This window comes from Acidimicrobiia bacterium (assembly GCA_016650365.1).
GTDB lineage: Bacteria > Actinomycetota > Acidimicrobiia > Spongiisociales > JAENVV01 > JAENVV01.
In genome coordinates, this window is sequence record JAENVV010000102.1 from 1 (window position 1) to 16,239 (window position 16,239).

The window sequence follows — 16,239 nt, forward strand, 5'->3', positions numbered from 1 at the left end:
ACCAATCCGAACCAGGGCCACCAGCACGATCAGGACCAGCATGAGTGCCGTGCTGAGTTCAACCGAGGCCACGAACGAAAAGTCACAATTGCCGAGGCCACCGTCGCAAATCCCAAAACCGTTGCCGCCATTCGACAGGTTCACCAAAATGAACGTCGGGACGGCGGCCACGACGACGGCAGCAAACACGACTCCAAAGAAAAGCAAACGAAGCAACAACATGATCAGTGCTATGTAGGTTACTCGGTCAGGTTCGACGGCCGGTACAATATCCCGCCGTGCCCCGACAAGCCCTTGGATCTCCTCAAGACCCACCCCACGATGGGCGGAACCTGCGACCATATCCTCCGAAAGAGCGCATGCTCTGGGGGCTTCTAGGTGCTGGCATCGCGGTCTTTCTTCTTATCACTCAAGCCAACGCCCTGGGATCGTACGCCTCGGTCCTACAAGTCGGCGAGGACAGCGAGCTAGCCAGCTACATTTCCACCCGCCTCCCCGACCTCAATCTAATGCCAGGGGTCGGCAACGACGGTTCGATCTATTTCGCCATCGGGTCCGATCTGAGAGGGTCGACAGTTCCGAGTCTGATACCGAGTCCCGGTCTTCGATATCGGCGAATCGCCTACCCGCTCCTGGCTTCCTTCGGCGGACTCCTCGACGGTCGAGGCCTGCTGGTTGGAATGATCACGGTCGTGGTAGCTTCCGCATCCTCGTCGTTGGCTTCGTTGATGGCCATGGCAGCCCGTTTCAATCTGCCACGATGGGTGGCCTTCGGGCTGATCGGAAACTTTGGCTGGGTCCTCGGGATCCGACTTCTCACACCCGATCCGCTCGGTATCGCCCTCATGCTGGCTGGCATCGGCGCAGCTCTGGGCGACCGGCCAGCAAAGGCGACGCTATTCCTAGCCGGTGCCGCGCTAACCAAGGAGCCTTACTATGTCGCGGCCCTCGCGGTGGCCATGTGGCTCTGGACAAGTCGACGCCGGCGATGGGCTCTTGCGTCCGTGATCACTCCGCTGGCTCCGGTGGCGATCTGGACCGCCATCCTTCACGGACATATGGGCGGATTCAATACCGGTTCCCACCTAGATTGGCCGATCATGGGCGTTGTCAAGGGCGCGGCGTTTTGGGCAGGGGCGCCAACCAAAGACCACGCTTACTCCGCTCTGGCGCTGGTGAGTCTGGGATTGGCGATCGGCGGAGGATTCGTGGCTAAGGCGGCGCTACTTCGCTGGCTCTCATGGGGATGGGCGGGAGTCGGATTGATTAGCTCCGACTGGATCTGGAAGTTTGGCAATGCGAGCTTGCGAGTGCTCGCTCCATGCCTTCTATTCGGACTCCTATGCGTAGCATCCCTAGATCATCGATCGAGCGAACAAAGAACCGAGTCGTTCGATCCCGCGTTCGATATCGGCCGGGCTGGCAACTGAGTAGGCCAGCCGCAGGGTGTTCCGGCCGGATCCGTCCGTGAAAAACTGCTCACCAGGCACATAGGCGACCCCCTCATCCACGGCCCGCCCAAGCAGGGCCGTGGCGTCGAGTCCTTCGGGCAACGTCACCCAGATGAACATGCCGCCGTCGGGGACGGTCCAGCTGGTTTCCTTCGGAAAATAGTTAGCCAACGCCAGCAGCATTCGGTCGCGCTGCTGTCGATAGTGAGCCCGTACCTGATCGACGTGGCGATCGAGGAAATCGTCGGTTAATGCTTCCGCGGCTATCGCCTGGGTGGTCGTGGAGGTATGCAGGTCCGCGGCTTGTTTGATCATGGTGAGCTTCTCGATCATCCCCTTGGGTCCGGACAACCATCCCAATCGAAATCCAGGAACCAGAATCTTCGAAAAAGACCCTGCATATAAGACATGGCTCGAACTCATCGTGACCATCGGGGGAACGGGATCACCTGAGAAGCGAAGCATCCCATACGGGTCATCCTCATAGACGAGCGCATCGAACCGTTCGGCGAGTTCCACGATCTGGCGCCTCCTGGTCTTCACCATGGTCTTGCCGGTCGGGTTGGAGAAATTCGGATTAAGGTAGATCACCCGGGCGCCATCAATCAGCGCCTGCTCTACAGCGACCGGATCGATGCCGGCTTCATCCGTCGGAATGGCCACATAGCGAGCCTGATAAACATCAAAAGCCCGCAAAGCCCCGAGGTATGTGGGAGCCTCGACCACGATCGAGTCACCCGGATTGATCAGCAACTTTCCAACCAGGTCGAGCCCCTGCTGGGATCCTGACACGATGAGCACGTTTGCAGGGTCAGGTAACTCCGGCGACCGGCCGGCCACCAGTTCGCGCAGCACCGTTTCACCTTCGGTAATCGAATATTGCAGGTTCGCCGGATTCGACAGAACCTGATCTGCCGCTTCACGGAGCCTTCCGACCGGGAACAGGTCCGGTGCAGGAAGTCCCCCCGCGAACGAGATGACGTGTGACTGTTGGGTGAGATGCAGAATCTCGCGAATGGTCGACGGTTTGACGTTCGCCACTCGATCCGCAAATCGAACCATCAGGCGAGCGGCACCCTCAACACCAAGTAACCATCCTCAAGTTCCCAACTGGCGTTGGCGACGAGTGAAAAGTCGATGAGGTCCGTTTCGGCCTGCTTGATGAAGCCCTTGCGAGCTTCGCCCTCAACCGGGGGCATCGGCCGGTCCCTGACCGCCTGAGCTCGTTCCGCAAAACGAGCCAGCATCTGATCTACGTCAAAATCTGCCATCAGTCCCTTCCCATCCTGTCTCGATTCTATTACCCCCAACGCTAGCCTGGCACCATGCATCAACAGCTACTCCTGGTGACCGGCAAGGGCGGCGTTGGAAAGTCAGCCGTATCCGCTGCACTGGCCATCGAAGCCGCTCGCCGGGGACAGAAGGTTCTCGCGATCGGCATGGTCGAAAAGCGGGGCCTGGCAGCCCACCTCGGGGTCGAAAGTCTGAGCTACGAGGCTACTGAAGTCCGCCCCGGAGTCTTTGCCCTCGGTATCGAGCGACCCGCCGCCCTCGACGAGTACCTCCGCATCGTTTTGCGAGTCCCTAAGCTGTCCAGGATTGGCCCGGTTGCCCGGGCCTTTGACGCGCTGGCTTCGGCCGCTCCCGGCATCCGGGAAACTGTCACCATGGGCAAGGTTCTCTTTGAGACCCGCACGAATAACTGGGACCTCGTAGTAGCGGATGCTCCGCCCTCGGGAGCCATTGGATCCCATATTCGGGCCCCGAAGACCGTCGCCGAACTCGTCGGTGCCGGCAAGGTCCGCGAACAAACTCGATGGATGGAAGATTTGATGGGAGATAGAGCCAGGACCGGCCTCGTCATGGTCACGCTCGCCGAGGAATTGCCCACCGTCGAGACCGCAGAGACACTGAAATGGATCAGTGAGGAGGGGCTGATCGGCGTCGCAGAAGTGATTACCAATCGAATTCTCGAACCGCTCGGAGCCCGGATCCCCGCAGATTTGTCAACTCCGATCGGGGCGGCCGCTGCGCTACACGACGGAATCTTCCAGGAACAACAACGCTGGTTGGCCCAACTACCTGACCGGGGACGCGAATTACCGTATCTCTTTGGCGTCACCGGACCGGTCGAGGTGGCAGAACGAATCGCCGACGAGTTGGAACAGCGATGACGGGGCCGATTCTGGTGACCGGAGCGGGTGGCGTCGGCAAGACAACCGTGTCGGCGGCGCTCGGTGTGGCCGCCGCTCAGGCCGGGTACCAAACTCTGGTTCTCACCGTCGACCCGGCGAAACGACTGGCCACCGCTCTCGGACTCGACGAGTTGCACAACACCCCGACGGCCAACAAGACGCTGCCAACCCTCTGGGCTGCCATGCTTGACTCGGAAGCAAGCTGGGATCAAATCGCCCGCAGCCATGCCCCGCCCGATGCCGCAGATCGCCTCGTGAATTCGGAGTTCTTCCACGCCATCACACGCCACTTCCCCGCCTCACAGTCGTACGCCGCTGCCGAGGCGATGGCTCAATACCTCGACGAGCGCCGATGGGACGTGATCATCGTCGACACTCCTCCCGCTTCAGGGGGTATCGAGTTCTTCACCGCCCCGACTGAACTGACGAATCTGGTCGGTGGGCGCCTCTTCCGATGGCTTACCGGCGGAGCGATACCCGGTCGACGCGAACTATTCAATGTTGCGGCACGTCCCGCGCTCAGAATTGTCGATATCGCGCTTGGCTCTGATTTGCTTGAACGAGTCGGTGCCTTCTTGTTCGATCTGCGGACTACGTATGACGGACTACGAACGCGATCCCAGGAAATCGAGAAGTATTTCCGCAAGTCAACGACGATCGTCGTAACAACCTCCGATCCGGCACCGGTGACCGAAGCCGCTCGATTCTTCAAGGAACTACCCCTGGTCGCTCGCCCACCCGCCGCCGTGGTGTTCAACCGGACCCTGCCCACTGCGTGGGAGAAAGCCGAGATTCCTGCCGACACCACGCGACCGTTGGCGCGTAATCTGGCGCTCTGGGCGAGAGAAGCCCGGCGTCAAGAGACAGTGCGGGACGAGTTCGCCGCACGCTATCGGACCAAAATCGTGTCGATCGGGTGGAAACCGACCGCTCCGACCGATCTGGAGTCCCTCGCCGCCCTCATCGACGAAACCGGACTTCTGACCGACCTGATCGACTAGCCCTCCTCATATGACGGACTTCTGACCAAAAAGCTCTCGTATCTCGGCGTATAAGGCCGAGCGCGGCTCGACCCGGTGGTTGTCGTCAAGGCGCAGAACCTTGTGCCCATCGTTGGTCGTCATGTGCAAGACCACTGGCGCCTTACCGGGATGATTAGTGAGAACTTCTTTCAGCTTTCGCACATTCTCGGCCGACAAAAGTTGGGCCGGAACCTCAAGCCGGACCGTCTCATCAACGGTGAGATCAACCTCCCGAAGGGTTCGGGCACGAATCTTCACGGAATCGCCCCGATGGTCGAGGGAGCCGGTCACGACCAGAATGGCGTCTTCCCTGACGAGGGGTCCGAACTCGGCCACGGTTCGAGGAAAGCACATCACCTCAACGGCGCCCTCCAAGTCTTCGAGGTCGAAGAACACCATCGGCTCGCCCTTGCGAGTCATCCTTCTGGTGATCGGTCCAACCAGGCCCCCGATCGTCACGGTGGCGTTGTCGCCAAGATCCATGAGACCACTGATCGAAGCAGATGAAGCGGATCGGATCGCCGACTCGACGCCTCGCAACGGGTGATCGGAAATGTAAAGTCCCAACATCTCGCGCTCGAATCCCAGCTTGATCTTCTTGTCCCACTCGTCCGTTCCGATAAAGACGTCCGATTCGATGGTGTCGCTCTCGGCAGCGGCAAACAGACTGAATTGGCCAACGTCCTCGTTTTTTCGTCGTTCCAGGGTGCTGGTGAGAATGTCGTCATAAATGAGAAACAGGCTCTTGCGTCCGTGCCCAAGACTGTCAAACCCCCCCGCCTTTATCAGGGACTCAATCGTCCGTTTGTTGAGCGCGATTGGATCGACCCGGTTCACGAAGTCGGAGAAGTCAGCAAACGGGCCGCCCTCTTCTCGGGCCTCGACCATCTTCTCGACAACGCCTTCGCCAACATTTCGCACCGCCGACATCCCGAAGCGAATCTTGCCCTCCCGCGTGACGAAGTCGGTCTCCGAGACGTTGATATCAGGCACCAGCACGTCGATTCCCATGGCGCGACATTCATTCAAATAGATCGCAGTTCGATCTTTGTCCCGTTTGGTGGAAGTTAGGAGGGCCGCCATATATTCAGCCGGGTAGTGCGCCTTCAGGTAAGCCGTCTGATAGGCCACCAGGGCATAAGCCGCAGAGTGGGATTTGTTGAACCCATAACCCGCAAACGGCTCGATGGCATCCCAAAGGTCGGCACCAAGTTGCGGGTCGTGTCCCTGGGAGACGCATCCATCGACGAACTTTTGTTTTTCGTCGTCCATGACAGACTTGATCTTCTTGCCCATGGCCTTACGAAGCTTGTCAGCATCAGCCATGTCGTAGCCGGCGATCTCCTGCGCGACCTGCATGACCTGCTCCTGATACACGATGATCCCGTAGGTGTTGGCGAGAAACTTCTCGGTCGCAGGGTGTGGATACTCGACCGGTTCCCGCCCGTTCTTGCGGTCGGCGTAGGCATAGTGCATCTTCATGCCCATTGGGCCTGGACGAAACAGCGCATTTACCGCAATGATGTGGTCGAACGTGTCGGGCTCCAACGAACGGATCAGAGCCCGCATCGGAGTGCCCTCCAACTGGAATACACCAATCGTGTCGGCGGCTCTCAGCAGCTTGAAGGTCGCTTCATCATCGAGAGGAACGTGATCGATATCCGGTGCCTCGACTCCGGACTTGCGAATGAGTTCAAGGCATCGCTCGATCGTGGACAGGTTCCTCAAACCGAGGAAATCCATTTTCATAAGACCAAGAGCTTCGACGACTTGCCACTCGTACTGGGTGACGATTTCATTATCTTCACCCTTGCGCTGAACCGGCAATAGCTCTGACACAGGCTGCGGTGAGATAACCACCGCAGCGGCGTGGATGGAGTCCTGGCGGCGCAGGCCTTCCAGGCCTCGAGCCGTATCGACCACCCTGCGCACGTCCGGATCGGATTCGTATGCAGTCCGCAGTTCGGAGGAGTTGTTGAACCACTCCTTTTGGTCATGGTCGGCATCAGCACCAGGGGGCTCAAGCACATTGTCCAGGGTTGCCTCGTTGCCGAGAATCGCCTGGGGCATCATCTTGGCGACTTTGTCGCCCACGGCGTACGGGAGTCCCAACACCCGTGCCGAGTCCCGAATCGCTTGCCGGCCCTTGATGGTCGAAAACGTAATGATCTGCGCTACGTGATCGGAACCGTACTTCTCGGCGCTGTATTTGATCATCTGGCCCCGGTACCTCTCATCGAAGTCCATGTCGATATCCGGCATTTCCCTTCGACCCGGATTCAGGAAGCGTTCAAAGATGAGGCCATATTTCAGAGGATCGAGGTCAGTGATGCGGAGCGTGTATGAAACGATCGAGCCTGCCGCCGAGCCTCGCCCTGGGCCGGTCCGAATCCCCTGGTCCTTTGCATATTTGATGATGTCCCAAACGATGAGGAAGTAGGCAGGGAATCCCATGTCGCTGATGATCCGAAGCTCATGCTCGATTCGCTCGACCACTTCGTCCTCGAGGATCGCTCCGTAGCGCTCCTTGGCACCCTCGTAGACGAGTTCGCGTAGATACGAGTCAACGTCATAGCCGTCAGGCACGGGGAACGAGGGCAGAAGGATGTTGCCGAAATCAAGGGTCACGTCGACCCTATCGGCGATGTCAAGCGTGGTGTCGCAGGCACCCGGGTATAAATCTTCCGGGAACAACGCCCGCATTTCGCGGGCAGACTTCAGATAGAGACCCGTGCCTTCGAACCGGAAACGATTGGGATCATCGATCGTCGAGCCGGTCTGGATACAGAGCAACACATCGTGCGCTTCGGCATCAGCCGCCGCGATGTAATGCGCATCATTGGCCGCCAGCAGCGGTGCGCCGAGTCGTTTCGAAATCTCAACGAGGTCGGGAAGAATCCTCCGCTGTGCCTCAATACCATGATCGGCGATCTCAATGAAGAAATTGTCCTTCCCGAAGATGTCCTGGTAGCGGGAAGCTGCCGCCAACGCCCCATCGAAATCTCGCGAGCTGTTGCGGTTCCCTTCTTCCCGGGAGGCGTCAGGCGCCAGCCGAGCTGCCACCTCACCACCAAGACACCCGGATGTGGCGATGATGCCCTCGGCGTACTTGGAAAGCAGATCGAAGTCCATCCGGGGTTTGTAGTAATACCCGTCAAGGTAGCTGGCAGAAACCATCTTCATCAGGTTCTGATAGCCAAGCTGGGTTTCGGCAAGCAATGTGGTGTGATACCGCTGATTCTCGGCGCGACCTGGCCGATCGAATCGGCTGCCCGGTGTGATGTAGGCCTCGACCCCCAGAATCGGCTTTACGCCTTCGGCGGTCGCCGCCCGATAAAAGTCACCGACCCCGTACATTACCCCGTGGTCGGTGATGGCAATCGCCGGCTGATTGTCCTCGACCGAGACCCTGACCATATCTTTGACACGCGCCGCCCCATCGAGCATTGAGAACTCGGAATGAACGTGAAGATGAGCAAAACCGTCCCGGGCCACCCTAGATCGACCTCCGAAGGTGAATTACAGGCGTGTGGTTCGACGTTACCAGACTGACACCGCGATGCCGGCGAGTATCAGCACGGCCGGCGCCAGCGCGAAAATGGTCCGCTTGACCCGGTCGGTGATTCCAAATAGGTCCCAGCCGGCTGCAACGAGCAGACCCCCAATGAGCCCGCCGAAATGACCTTGCCAGGAAATGAACCCTCCCAGAGCGAAGGGAAGCACGATCCCGATCCCGACCAACCACAGCACCAGCTGCCAGCCTTGACGTCCCTGCGCTGATCGACGAGATGGCCACCAGTGCCAGAACAAGTACCCGGCGATTCCGTAGATGGCTCCCGAGGCACCGATCTGCGCAAACCCCGACCCACCCAACAGGTAACCGCCGATACCGCCCATGACCGCCGAGAAAATATAGAGACCAAAAAACGGTCCCGCCCCGAGTCGGGCCTCAACCCGGGGGCCTAGGACGTACAACGCATAACCATTAAAACCGATATGCCAGAGGTCGAAGTGAATGAACGCAGACGTCAACAGCGTCCACCATGTTCCATCAGCCGCAATGGAGGAATTGACCTGGACGAACCGGAAGACCAGGTCGGCGCCACCCGGCGTCAACTGCAGTAAGTACACCGCGATGTTGATGACCAGCAGAGCTTTCGTAACCGGCCCGAGGGCTGCCGCGCCGGTTCCGCGGCTGACTCTGGTGGTTCCAATCGCTTTGTGACAGTCAAGGCAACGTTGGCCCACGGCCGCATCCACGGAACAATCCGGACAGATCGGGTTGCCGCAGTTGGAGCAAGCTAACCCGGTTTCCCGGTCGGGGTGGCGATAACAGTGTGAAAGGCCTTCAGTCATTGCTGCATCAACCTAGCCGTTGACGAAACGTAGCCGACCGTGGACCGGACTCGGTAGCCTGTGTTCCATGATTGGAATCCTCACCGCCGGTGGCGACTGCCCCGGACTGAATGCGGTTATTCGCGGGGTGGTCTATCGAGCGCATCAAGCCGGACGGCCCTGCATTGGCATCCGGGACGGCTGGAAAGGACTGATGGAGAACATCACCGTCGCGCTTGACCGCGATAGCGTCGATGACATCATGGGCTTGGGAGGGACCATTCTCGGGACCTCGCGAAAGGACCCCTACGTGCATGGCGATGGAATTGCGTCCATCATGCCAACGATCGAAGCCCACGGGATAGAGCAGGTCGTGGTGATCGGTGGCGAGGGCACGCTGGCATCGGCGCTCAAACTATTCAATGAAGGCCTCCCGGTCATCGGAGTACCCAAGACGATCGACAACGATATCGCCGCCACCGATGTCACGTTCGGTTTTCACACGGCCGTCCAAATCGCTACGGATGCGATTGACCGTCTGACAACGACGGCCGAGTCTCACAACCGTGTCATCCTCGTGGAGGTTATGGGCCGCCATGCCGGGTGGATCGCCGCCTATGCCGGAATGGCATCCGGAGCCGATGCAGTCCTCGTACCTGAGGTCCCGTATGACCTCGACGAACTAGTCGATTTGCTGGCACGCCGCCATGAGCGGGGAAAGAACTACTCGATCGTCGTCGTCGCCGAAGGCGCCGCCCTACCCTCCGATCTCGACGCACCGACGCTCCAACGAGACGCCTATGGATTTGAGCGCCTCGGCGGCATATCGAACGTCCTGGCACCCGCAATCGAAGCGCGGTCGGGGTTCGAGACCCGGGTGACGGTACTCGGACACGTCCAACGGGGGGGCACGCCTACCGCCTACGACCGAATTCTGGCAACCCGATTCGGGGTCGCTGCCGCCGATCTGGCGATCACCAACCAAACCGGATTGATGGTGGCACTCCGGGGAGACGCCATCGTTCCGGTCTCTCTTGAAGAGGCGTGCTCCAGGGTCCGACTGCTCGATACCGAAATCTATCGGGTGGTCGAGACGTTCTTTGGCTAACTCGAACTACCCGTCCAACTCATCGAGGACTGCTTGCAGGTCCGGAGCCAATGGAGCGTCGATCTCCATGGTTTCGCCGGTGAATGGGTGTTCAAATACCAGTTGGTGAGCGTGCAAAAACATGCGCGGCATGCGGATCGGATCGGGTCCTGGCCGATACAGGCTGTCCCCTACGACCGAATGGTCAATAGCCGCCATATGCACCCGGATTTGGTGGGTACGACCGGTCTCCAACTCAACCTCCAACAATGACAATTCGGGACTCAGCCATTCACGAATTCGCCGGTAATGGGTCCTCGCGTACTTTCCATCAATGAGGACTGCCATCTTGGTAGCTGACCCCGGATCGCGAGCGATTGGTGCTTCGATCGTTCCTCGCTCGATGGGGAAAAGTCCGCTCACCAGGGTGGTGTAATGTCGATGCACGGATCGGGCCTTGATCTGGCGACTGAGTGCCACATGACTACGAGGCGTGAGCGCCACCATCATTGCGCCGCTCGTATCCCGGTCCAACCGGTGGACAATCCCCCACCGGGGGTTCTCACCGACGCCGACAATGCCCGGATAGCGGGCCACCAATCCATTCACCAGCGTCCCTGAACGGTTACCGGCTCCGCGGTGAACCACCAGACCCGGCGGCTTGTTGATAACGGCCAGGTCGTCATCTTCGAACAGCACATCGAACACAACATCGAAGTCCGCAGCAACCGTATCGTTGACCTGGTTCAGCGGTAGCCGGATCTGATCGCCGTCATTGACTTTGTCGGCGGGCCGGATCGGCTGACCATTCACCGTGACCAGGTTGTCGTCGATAAAGGCTCTGGCAATCGAGCGAGGCACCCCCGCCAAAGAAGCAATGACTTTGTCTACCCGCTGGCGATCCAGTGCGGCTGGAACCGCCATAACTCGAAAGTCATCCTCGGACAGGGCGGCCGGCTCAGTGTCCATCAGCTCGCCAGGCCATCCAGATCAGCAAAGCCGCCCCAACGGTTATGGATGAGTCGGCAATATTGAAATTTGGGAAGTTGGGAAGGCGTATCCAGTCGACGACAAACCCGGCAAGAAACCGATCGCTGTTGGTAATTCGATCGACCAGATTCCCGGCCGCCCCGCCACCAACGAGGGCCAAACCAACAACCTCTGCGGTTCGGCTTGCCTGGGAGATCGCATACGAAACGATCCCGATCGCAACAACCGCCGCCATTCCAAGTACCATCCCGGCACCCGAACCGCGCAGTACCCCAAACGCCGCCCCGGTATTCTCCGCATACTCCCACGATAGGAAACCAGGAATCACCGTCATTGGGGAACCCTCCAGGTTGGTGCGAGCCCAGTATTTGGTCAACTGATCGGCCGCCACGACCGCCAACGCGATGAGCGCGGCCGTGCGTCCCCTCACGAGCGTTTCGAAGCGCAGCTCACGCATTCGGTGGCGTGAGGTAGAACCTCCAGCCGTTCGAGCGGAATCGAGACGCCGCAACCCTCACATATGCCGTACTTACCATCCCGCAGCCGAATCAGCGCGTACTGGGTCTTGGACAGCAGGTTCTGGAGGTTGCGATCAACCGAACGATCCTTCTCGTACTCGAAGGTCATCGATCCGCCCTCAGCCGTGGTCGGATCGGGCATACGCTCGGACGAAGTCTCGGAGATACGCGACTCCTCACGTTCCCGCACGTGCGTATCAATGAGCGTCGACAGGCGCGCCTGTTCTGCTTCAAGCCTGGCTTGAAAGCGTTTGATTGTCTTGGGAGCCAATTCGCGGGTCATAGGTACCTCCGAGCGTGACCTGCAAAATTAGCACGAAGAACAGGCTATACGGTCATCTTGAACTGCGTTTTGACATCCGGACCGACGGGACCGCCTCCGGTTATTCCCGAACGACGCCACCTCAAAGCCAGGTACCCTTATCCTCCATGAATGAAGCAACCCCGTTTCGACGAATCGACAACCGACCTGATTTCCCCCATCTCGAACAGGAGATTCTGGAACTGTGGGACCGAACCGACGCATTTGTTCAGTCCGTCGAACTGAGGCCGCCGACCAATGAGTACACTTTTTACGACGGACCGCCGTTCCCGACCGGCAGCCCGCATTACGGTAATTTGCTGGCCGGGATCATCAAAGACATGGTGCCGCGCTATTGGACGATGCGCGGATACCGGGTCGAACGCCGCTTCGGGTGGGATACCCACGGGCTTCCCATCGAAATGGAAGTCGAGAAACGGATTGGTATCTCCGGACCACGAGCCATTGCCGAATATGGCGTCGACAAATACAACGAAGCCTGCCGGGCCGAGGTGCAAACCAATACCGAGAACTGGGAAAGAATCACCCGTCGTATAGGGCGATGGATCGATTTCGAGAACGATTACAAGACCATGGACCTCGACTTCATGGAGTCCGTATGGTGGGTATTCCGCCAACTCTGGGACAAGGGCTTGATCTACAAAGCCTCCAAGGTGTTGCCCTATTCGGTGGGAGCGACGACGCCGCTCTCGAACTTCGAAGCCAACCTCGATTACCGCGACGTTGACGATCCGTCGATAACTGTTCGACTCGAAATCATCGAGGACCATGGCCCGGCCCTGGCCGGCGATTGGCTGCTTATCTGGACCACCACGCCGTGGACCCTGCCATCGAACCTGGCCGTGGCGGTTGCCGAGGACCTCGTATACGGTGCCGTCGTCGACCCCGATGGGCGCCGACAATGGATGGCGGTCGACCGGGTGGAATCGCTGTTCGGCGAAGCAGGCACAGTCTCAGAAACTGCCCGGGGTACCGAACTGCTCGGAGTCTCTTATCGACCCCCCTTTGACTACTTCGGTGAAGAGCGTGATCGGGGCGCATTCCGGGTGATCTCATCACCGGACGTGACCACCGAGGAAGGTACCGGCCTCGTGCACATGGCCCCGGCCTTCGGTGAGGCTGACTTCTTCGCCCTTCAGAACGCCGGACTCGATGTCCTCGTCGACCCCGTTGATGCGGAAGGGCGTTTCACCGAGGCGGTGCCCGAAGTGGCCGGCATGGATGTCAAGGAGGCTGATGCTGTTCTCATCCGGATGCTCAAGAGTGGCGGCCTGCTCGTCGACCAACGGACCATCAACCATTCTTACCCGTTTTGCTGGCGGACCGGCACACCCCTGATCTATAAGGCGATTCCGACGTGGTTCGTAGCCGTCGAGCAGATCAAGGACCGAATGGTCGAGCTCAACAATACGATTCACTGGGTGCCCGATCACATCGGCTCGAAACGGTTCGGCAACTGGCTTGAGGGAGCGCGAGACTGGGCGATCAGTCGCAATCGATATTGGGGTAGTGCCATTCCGGTCTGGGAATGCGATACCGGTGACCACCTCGTTTGCGTCGGATCTGTCGAAGAACTCTTCGAACTTTCCGGCGTGCGACTCGACGATATCCACAAACACTTCGTGGACAACGTCGACTTCCCGTGCTCCGAGTGTGCGGGAACCATGCACCGAATTCCTGAAGTTCTGGATTGCTGGTTCGAATCTGGTTCGATGCCCTTCGCCCAGATCCATTACCCGTTTGAAAACGAGGAACGGTTTGCCAGTCGTTTCCCGGCCAACTTCATTGCCGAAGGCATCGACCAGACCCGCGGATGGTTCTATACGCTCGTCGTGCTGTCGGTGGCACTGCAAGATGAGGTGCCTTTCAGGAACTGTGTTGTCAATGGCCACATCCTTGCCCAAGACGGTCGGAAAATGTCCAAGAGTCTCAAAAACTACGAGGATCCCGACGTCCTGCTCAATCAGTACGGTGCCGACGCATTGCGGACCTACCTTATCGACTCACCGGTGCTGCGAGGCGAGCCGATGCGTTTCACGGAATCGGGCCTCCGCGAGGTGATTCGATCGGTCATGATCCCGTTGTGGAATGCCTACTCGTTTTTTACTACCTATGCGGAGGCCGATGCCATCACGTTGGCTGACATAGAGCGGGCGCCTGATCCAGCCGATCGGCCCGAAATTGACCGGTGGATTCTCTCGGCGCTCCAGACCCTGATCGCCAATGTCAACGAACAGATGGAGGGTTACTACCTTTACGCCGTCATCAAACCGACTCTGGCCTTCATCGATGATCTGACGAACTGGTACATCCGGCGGTCCCGGAGGCGGTTCTGGCGGGAGAAGAGCGAGGACGATGCCGACAAGCTTGCCGCCTTCGCCACACTGTATGAGGTTTTGACAACGTTTGCCAAGGTCCTGGCGCCCGTGCTGCCGTTTATCACCGAGCAGATGTATCAGGGCCTGGTGGCCGAACACCAACCGGATGCTCCAGTCAGCGTTCATCACTGCGATTTCCCCATGGCCGATGAAAAGCTCAGAGATCCCCAGCTCGAGAGCGATATGGAATCGGTGAGAACCACCGTGCGCCTCGGTCACAGTCTCCGGAAGCAGTCGAATATCCGGGTACGCCAACCGCTTCAGAGCGTGACGATCGTGACAAACGACGAGTGGGTAGCCGCCTCGGTATTGGGACACACCGAACTCATCGATGAAGAACTGAACGTCAAAGAAGTCCTGGCTTCCCACGACGAAGAAGCGCTCGTGTCATTTTCGGCCAAAGCCAACTTCAAGATTCTGGGGCCGAGGCTAGGAGCAAAGATGAAAGACCTGGCAGCTGCCGTCGCGGTCCTCGGTCACACAGAAATCCTCGATCTCCAGGCTGGATCGGCCATCGAGGTCGCCGGAGAAAAGATCACCGTTGCTGACGTCATCATCGAGCGAACCCCCCGGCCGGGCGTGGTCGTGGCGAGCGAAGGCAATCTCTCGGTCGCCCTGGACACGGCCCTGACCGAGGGTCTTCGGTCAGAGGGCATGGCACGCGAGATGGTGTCGGTTGTTCAGAAAATGCGTCGGGAGCAAGACCTTGCGGTAACCGACCGAATCAACCTCACCTGGGAGACCGATGATCAGGAGCTCGCCAAAGCCTTCGAGGAATTCGCCGACATGATCAAATCAGAAACGCTGGCGACGACCTTCACGTATCGCGAGCACCCTGGGGAACCAGCCAACATGACTGTGGATGGGCGACCCATCCACCTGCTCGTCAGCATCGACGCCTAGGACTCCCGCTCCCAGGGCCGCCGACGCGGCTCAGGAGTCGGTTCATGGGCGTCATCAACTGGCTCCTCGGCCGTCCACTCGGCCGGCGTATCAAGGTCCGACTCGTCGAGAGACCAGTCAGCATCGTCGTCCGTTATGGCAGCGGGGATCTCCCCTGTCGCAAAATCTGAATTGGATGCCGCCATCCCGCGGCCAGGCAGTGGCTCATTCGGAGAGGTCAGCCAACCACCCGACGAGGGAGCAAACGTCGACGGTTCTGCATCAGCCCGATGTGAACCGAACGTCGGCAACTCCTCGGTCGGGGTGCTTTCAGTGCGAACTTCGTCAACATCGATCGGCGCCGGTTCCTCCAGCTCCTCGAACACCTCAGGGTCCGGCACATCGGATTCAAGATCTTCAGGTTCGGACGCTTCGAACACCTCGAAACCCGAATCGGAACTCGCCTCACCACCCGCCGATGCGAATGGGGGGATATGGGCGGCGACCTCTTCGGCCGAACTCAACTCGGCGACCCTCTCCGACAGCGAAGGCCGGGACGGAGATGGTTCCTGCATCGAGGCAAGATCCGTATCGAGGCTCTCGAGATCCGGCAGCACTCCTTTGGCGAAGGCCCGCATCCGGGCTTTCATGTCCGAAACGCTTGAGCGAAGGTCAGCCAATTCAATCCGCAACGCATCGCGCTCTCTTACCTGGTCGGCTGAGATCTCGACCGCCTGAGCGCTCGCTTCGGAGACCAAACGTTCGCCCTCAACACGAGCTTCGGCAACGATCTCATCAGCGGTACGCTGAGCGGCGACGAACGCTCGACGCATGGCGACCTCTGTTTCGCGGTTCGCCTGAAGCTGCTCCTCGAGCACGGACACCCGCTCATCGGCGTCCCGTAGGCGCTGATCATATTCCTTCATGGATGAAACAACCTCGTCAAGGAACGCGTCGACCTCACCTTCGTCGTAGCCTCGCAAGGAAACTCGGAACGTTTGCTGCGTGATGTCAATCGGGTTTAGCGGCATGTGTCATTCTCCATGGTCAAGATCTTAG

Annotated in this window: 14 protein-coding genes; 5 read left to right on the forward strand and 9 right to left on the reverse strand. The window is 59.2% G+C overall.

What is annotated here, in order from left to right:
* Positions 1–222: hypothetical protein (locus tag JJE47_05885; GenBank protein ID MBK5266949.1), on the reverse strand; the 222-nt coding region annotated here is incomplete at its 3' end.
* 137 nt (positions 223–359) lie between these two features.
* Between JJE47_05885 and JJE47_05890 the strand changes: the two genes are divergently transcribed.
* Positions 360–1,430: a hypothetical protein gene (locus JJE47_05890; GenBank protein ID MBK5266950.1), complete on the forward strand. Its 1,071-nt coding sequence runs from the start codon at positions 360–362 to the stop codon at positions 1,428–1,430.
* Here the strand turns inward: JJE47_05890 and JJE47_05895 are convergent.
* Positions 1,356–2,513 carry a PLP-dependent aminotransferase family protein gene (locus JJE47_05895; GenBank protein MBK5266951.1) on the reverse strand — a complete coding sequence of 386 codons (1,158 nt, stop codon included), beginning with the start codon at positions 2,511–2,513 and terminating at the stop codon, positions 1,356–1,358. The two genes, JJE47_05890 and JJE47_05895, sit on opposite strands and share 75 nt — an antisense overlap.
* A complete protein-coding gene (locus JJE47_05900; GenBank protein ID MBK5266952.1) occupies positions 2,513–2,722 on the reverse strand; it encodes a hypothetical protein in 210 nt (69 codons plus the stop codon). The genes JJE47_05895 and JJE47_05900 overlap by 1 nt, the downstream gene beginning before the upstream one ends.
* Positions 2,723–2,776: 54 nt before the next feature.
* Here JJE47_05900 and JJE47_05905 point away from each other — a divergent pair, with 54 nt between their 5' ends.
* A complete protein-coding gene (locus JJE47_05905) occupies positions 2,777–3,625 on the forward strand; it encodes an AAA family ATPase (GenBank protein ID MBK5266953.1) in 849 nt (282 codons plus the stop codon).
* On the forward strand, positions 3,622–4,647 hold the full coding sequence (locus JJE47_05910; protein ID MBK5266954.1) for an ArsA family ATPase: 1,026 nt from the start codon (positions 3,622–3,624) through the stop codon (positions 4,645–4,647). Before JJE47_05905 ends, JJE47_05910 begins: the two co-directional genes overlap by 4 nt.
* A gap of 6 nt (positions 4,648–4,653) precedes the next feature.
* On the opposite strand, the gene dnaE is transcribed toward JJE47_05910, so the two are convergent.
* Entirely contained in the window at positions 4,654–8,115 is a 3,462-nt protein-coding gene (dnaE, locus tag JJE47_05915) for a DNA polymerase III subunit alpha (GenBank protein MBK5266955.1), read from the reverse strand.
* A gap of 93 nt (positions 8,116–8,208) precedes the next feature.
* Complete coding sequence (locus tag JJE47_05920) at positions 8,209–8,916, reverse strand: rhomboid family intramembrane serine protease (GenBank protein MBK5266956.1); 708 nt, start codon at positions 8,914–8,916, stop codon at positions 8,209–8,211.
* Between the two features lie 175 nt (positions 8,917–9,091).
* Here JJE47_05920 and JJE47_05925 point away from each other — a divergent pair, with 175 nt between their 5' ends.
* Positions 9,092–10,111 (forward strand): 6-phosphofructokinase, encoded by a 1,020-nt coding sequence (locus JJE47_05925; protein ID MBK5266957.1) that lies wholly within the window; start codon positions 9,092–9,094, stop codon positions 10,109–10,111.
* A 6-nt stretch (positions 10,112–10,117) separates the two neighbouring features.
* Here JJE47_05925 and JJE47_05930 read toward each other — a convergent pair whose 3' ends face one another.
* The 3 genes from JJE47_05930 to JJE47_05940 are packed head-to-tail and all read right to left on the reverse strand — an operon-like array spanning position 10,118 to position 11,881.
* Positions 10,118–11,059 carry an RluA family pseudouridine synthase gene (locus JJE47_05930; GenBank protein MBK5266958.1) on the reverse strand — a complete coding sequence of 314 codons (942 nt, stop codon included), beginning with the start codon at positions 11,057–11,059 and terminating at the stop codon, positions 10,118–10,120.
* Complete coding sequence (lspA, locus tag JJE47_05935) at positions 11,049–11,537, reverse strand: signal peptidase II (protein ID MBK5266959.1); 489 nt, start codon at positions 11,535–11,537, stop codon at positions 11,049–11,051. Before lspA ends, JJE47_05930 begins: the two co-directional genes overlap by 11 nt.
* The gene (locus tag JJE47_05940; protein ID MBK5266960.1) at positions 11,507–11,881 is read right to left on the reverse strand and encodes a TraR/DksA C4-type zinc finger protein; all 375 of its coding nucleotides are present in this window, start codon (positions 11,879–11,881) and stop codon (positions 11,507–11,509) included. Before JJE47_05940 ends, lspA begins: the two co-directional genes overlap by 31 nt.
* 146 nt (positions 11,882–12,027) lie before the next feature.
* On the opposite strand from JJE47_05940, the gene JJE47_05945 reads away from it, so the two are divergent.
* Entirely contained in the window at positions 12,028–15,201 is a 3,174-nt protein-coding gene (locus JJE47_05945) for an isoleucine--tRNA ligase (protein ID MBK5266961.1), read from the forward strand.
* Here the strand turns inward: JJE47_05945 and JJE47_05950 are convergent.
* Positions 15,198–16,211 (reverse strand): DivIVA domain-containing protein, encoded by a 1,014-nt coding sequence (locus JJE47_05950; GenBank protein ID MBK5266962.1) that lies wholly within the window; start codon positions 16,209–16,211, stop codon positions 15,198–15,200. The genes JJE47_05945 and JJE47_05950 overlap by 4 nt on opposite strands.
* Positions 16,212–16,239 lie beyond the last annotated feature (28 nt).

Coding starts and splice junctions, on each gene's coding strand:
- JJE47_05890 (MBK5266950.1), top strand. CDS start 360: ATGCTCTGGGGGCTTCTAGGTGCTGGCATCGCGGTCTTTCTTCTTATC.
- lspA (MBK5266959.1), bottom strand. CDS start 11,537: ATGCGTGAGCTGCGCTTCGAAACGCTCGTGAGGGGACGCACGGCCGCG.
- JJE47_05905 (MBK5266953.1), top strand. CDS start 2,777: ATGCATCAACAGCTACTCCTGGTGACCGGCAAGGGCGGCGTTGGAAAG.
- JJE47_05900 (MBK5266952.1), bottom strand. CDS start 2,722: ATGGCAGATTTTGACGTAGATCAGATGCTGGCTCGTTTTGCGGAACGA.
- JJE47_05950 (MBK5266962.1), bottom strand. CDS start 16,211: ATGCCGCTAAACCCGATTGACATCACGCAGCAAACGTTCCGAGTTTCC.
- JJE47_05930 (MBK5266958.1), bottom strand. CDS start 11,059: ATGGACACTGAGCCGGCCGCCCTGTCCGAGGATGACTTTCGAGTTATG.
- JJE47_05910 (MBK5266954.1), top strand. CDS start 3,622: ATGACGGGGCCGATTCTGGTGACCGGAGCGGGTGGCGTCGGCAAGACA.
- JJE47_05925 (MBK5266957.1), top strand. CDS start 9,092: ATGATTGGAATCCTCACCGCCGGTGGCGACTGCCCCGGACTGAATGCG.
- dnaE (MBK5266955.1), bottom strand. CDS start 8,115: ATGCTCGATGGGGCGGCGCGTGTCAAAGATATGGTCAGGGTCTCGGTC.
- JJE47_05895 (MBK5266951.1), bottom strand. CDS start 2,513: ATGGTTCGATTTGCGGATCGAGTGGCGAACGTCAAACCGTCGACCATT.
- JJE47_05945 (MBK5266961.1), top strand. CDS start 12,028: ATGAATGAAGCAACCCCGTTTCGACGAATCGACAACCGACCTGATTTC.
- JJE47_05940 (MBK5266960.1), bottom strand. CDS start 11,881: ATGACCCGCGAATTGGCTCCCAAGACAATCAAACGCTTTCAAGCCAGG.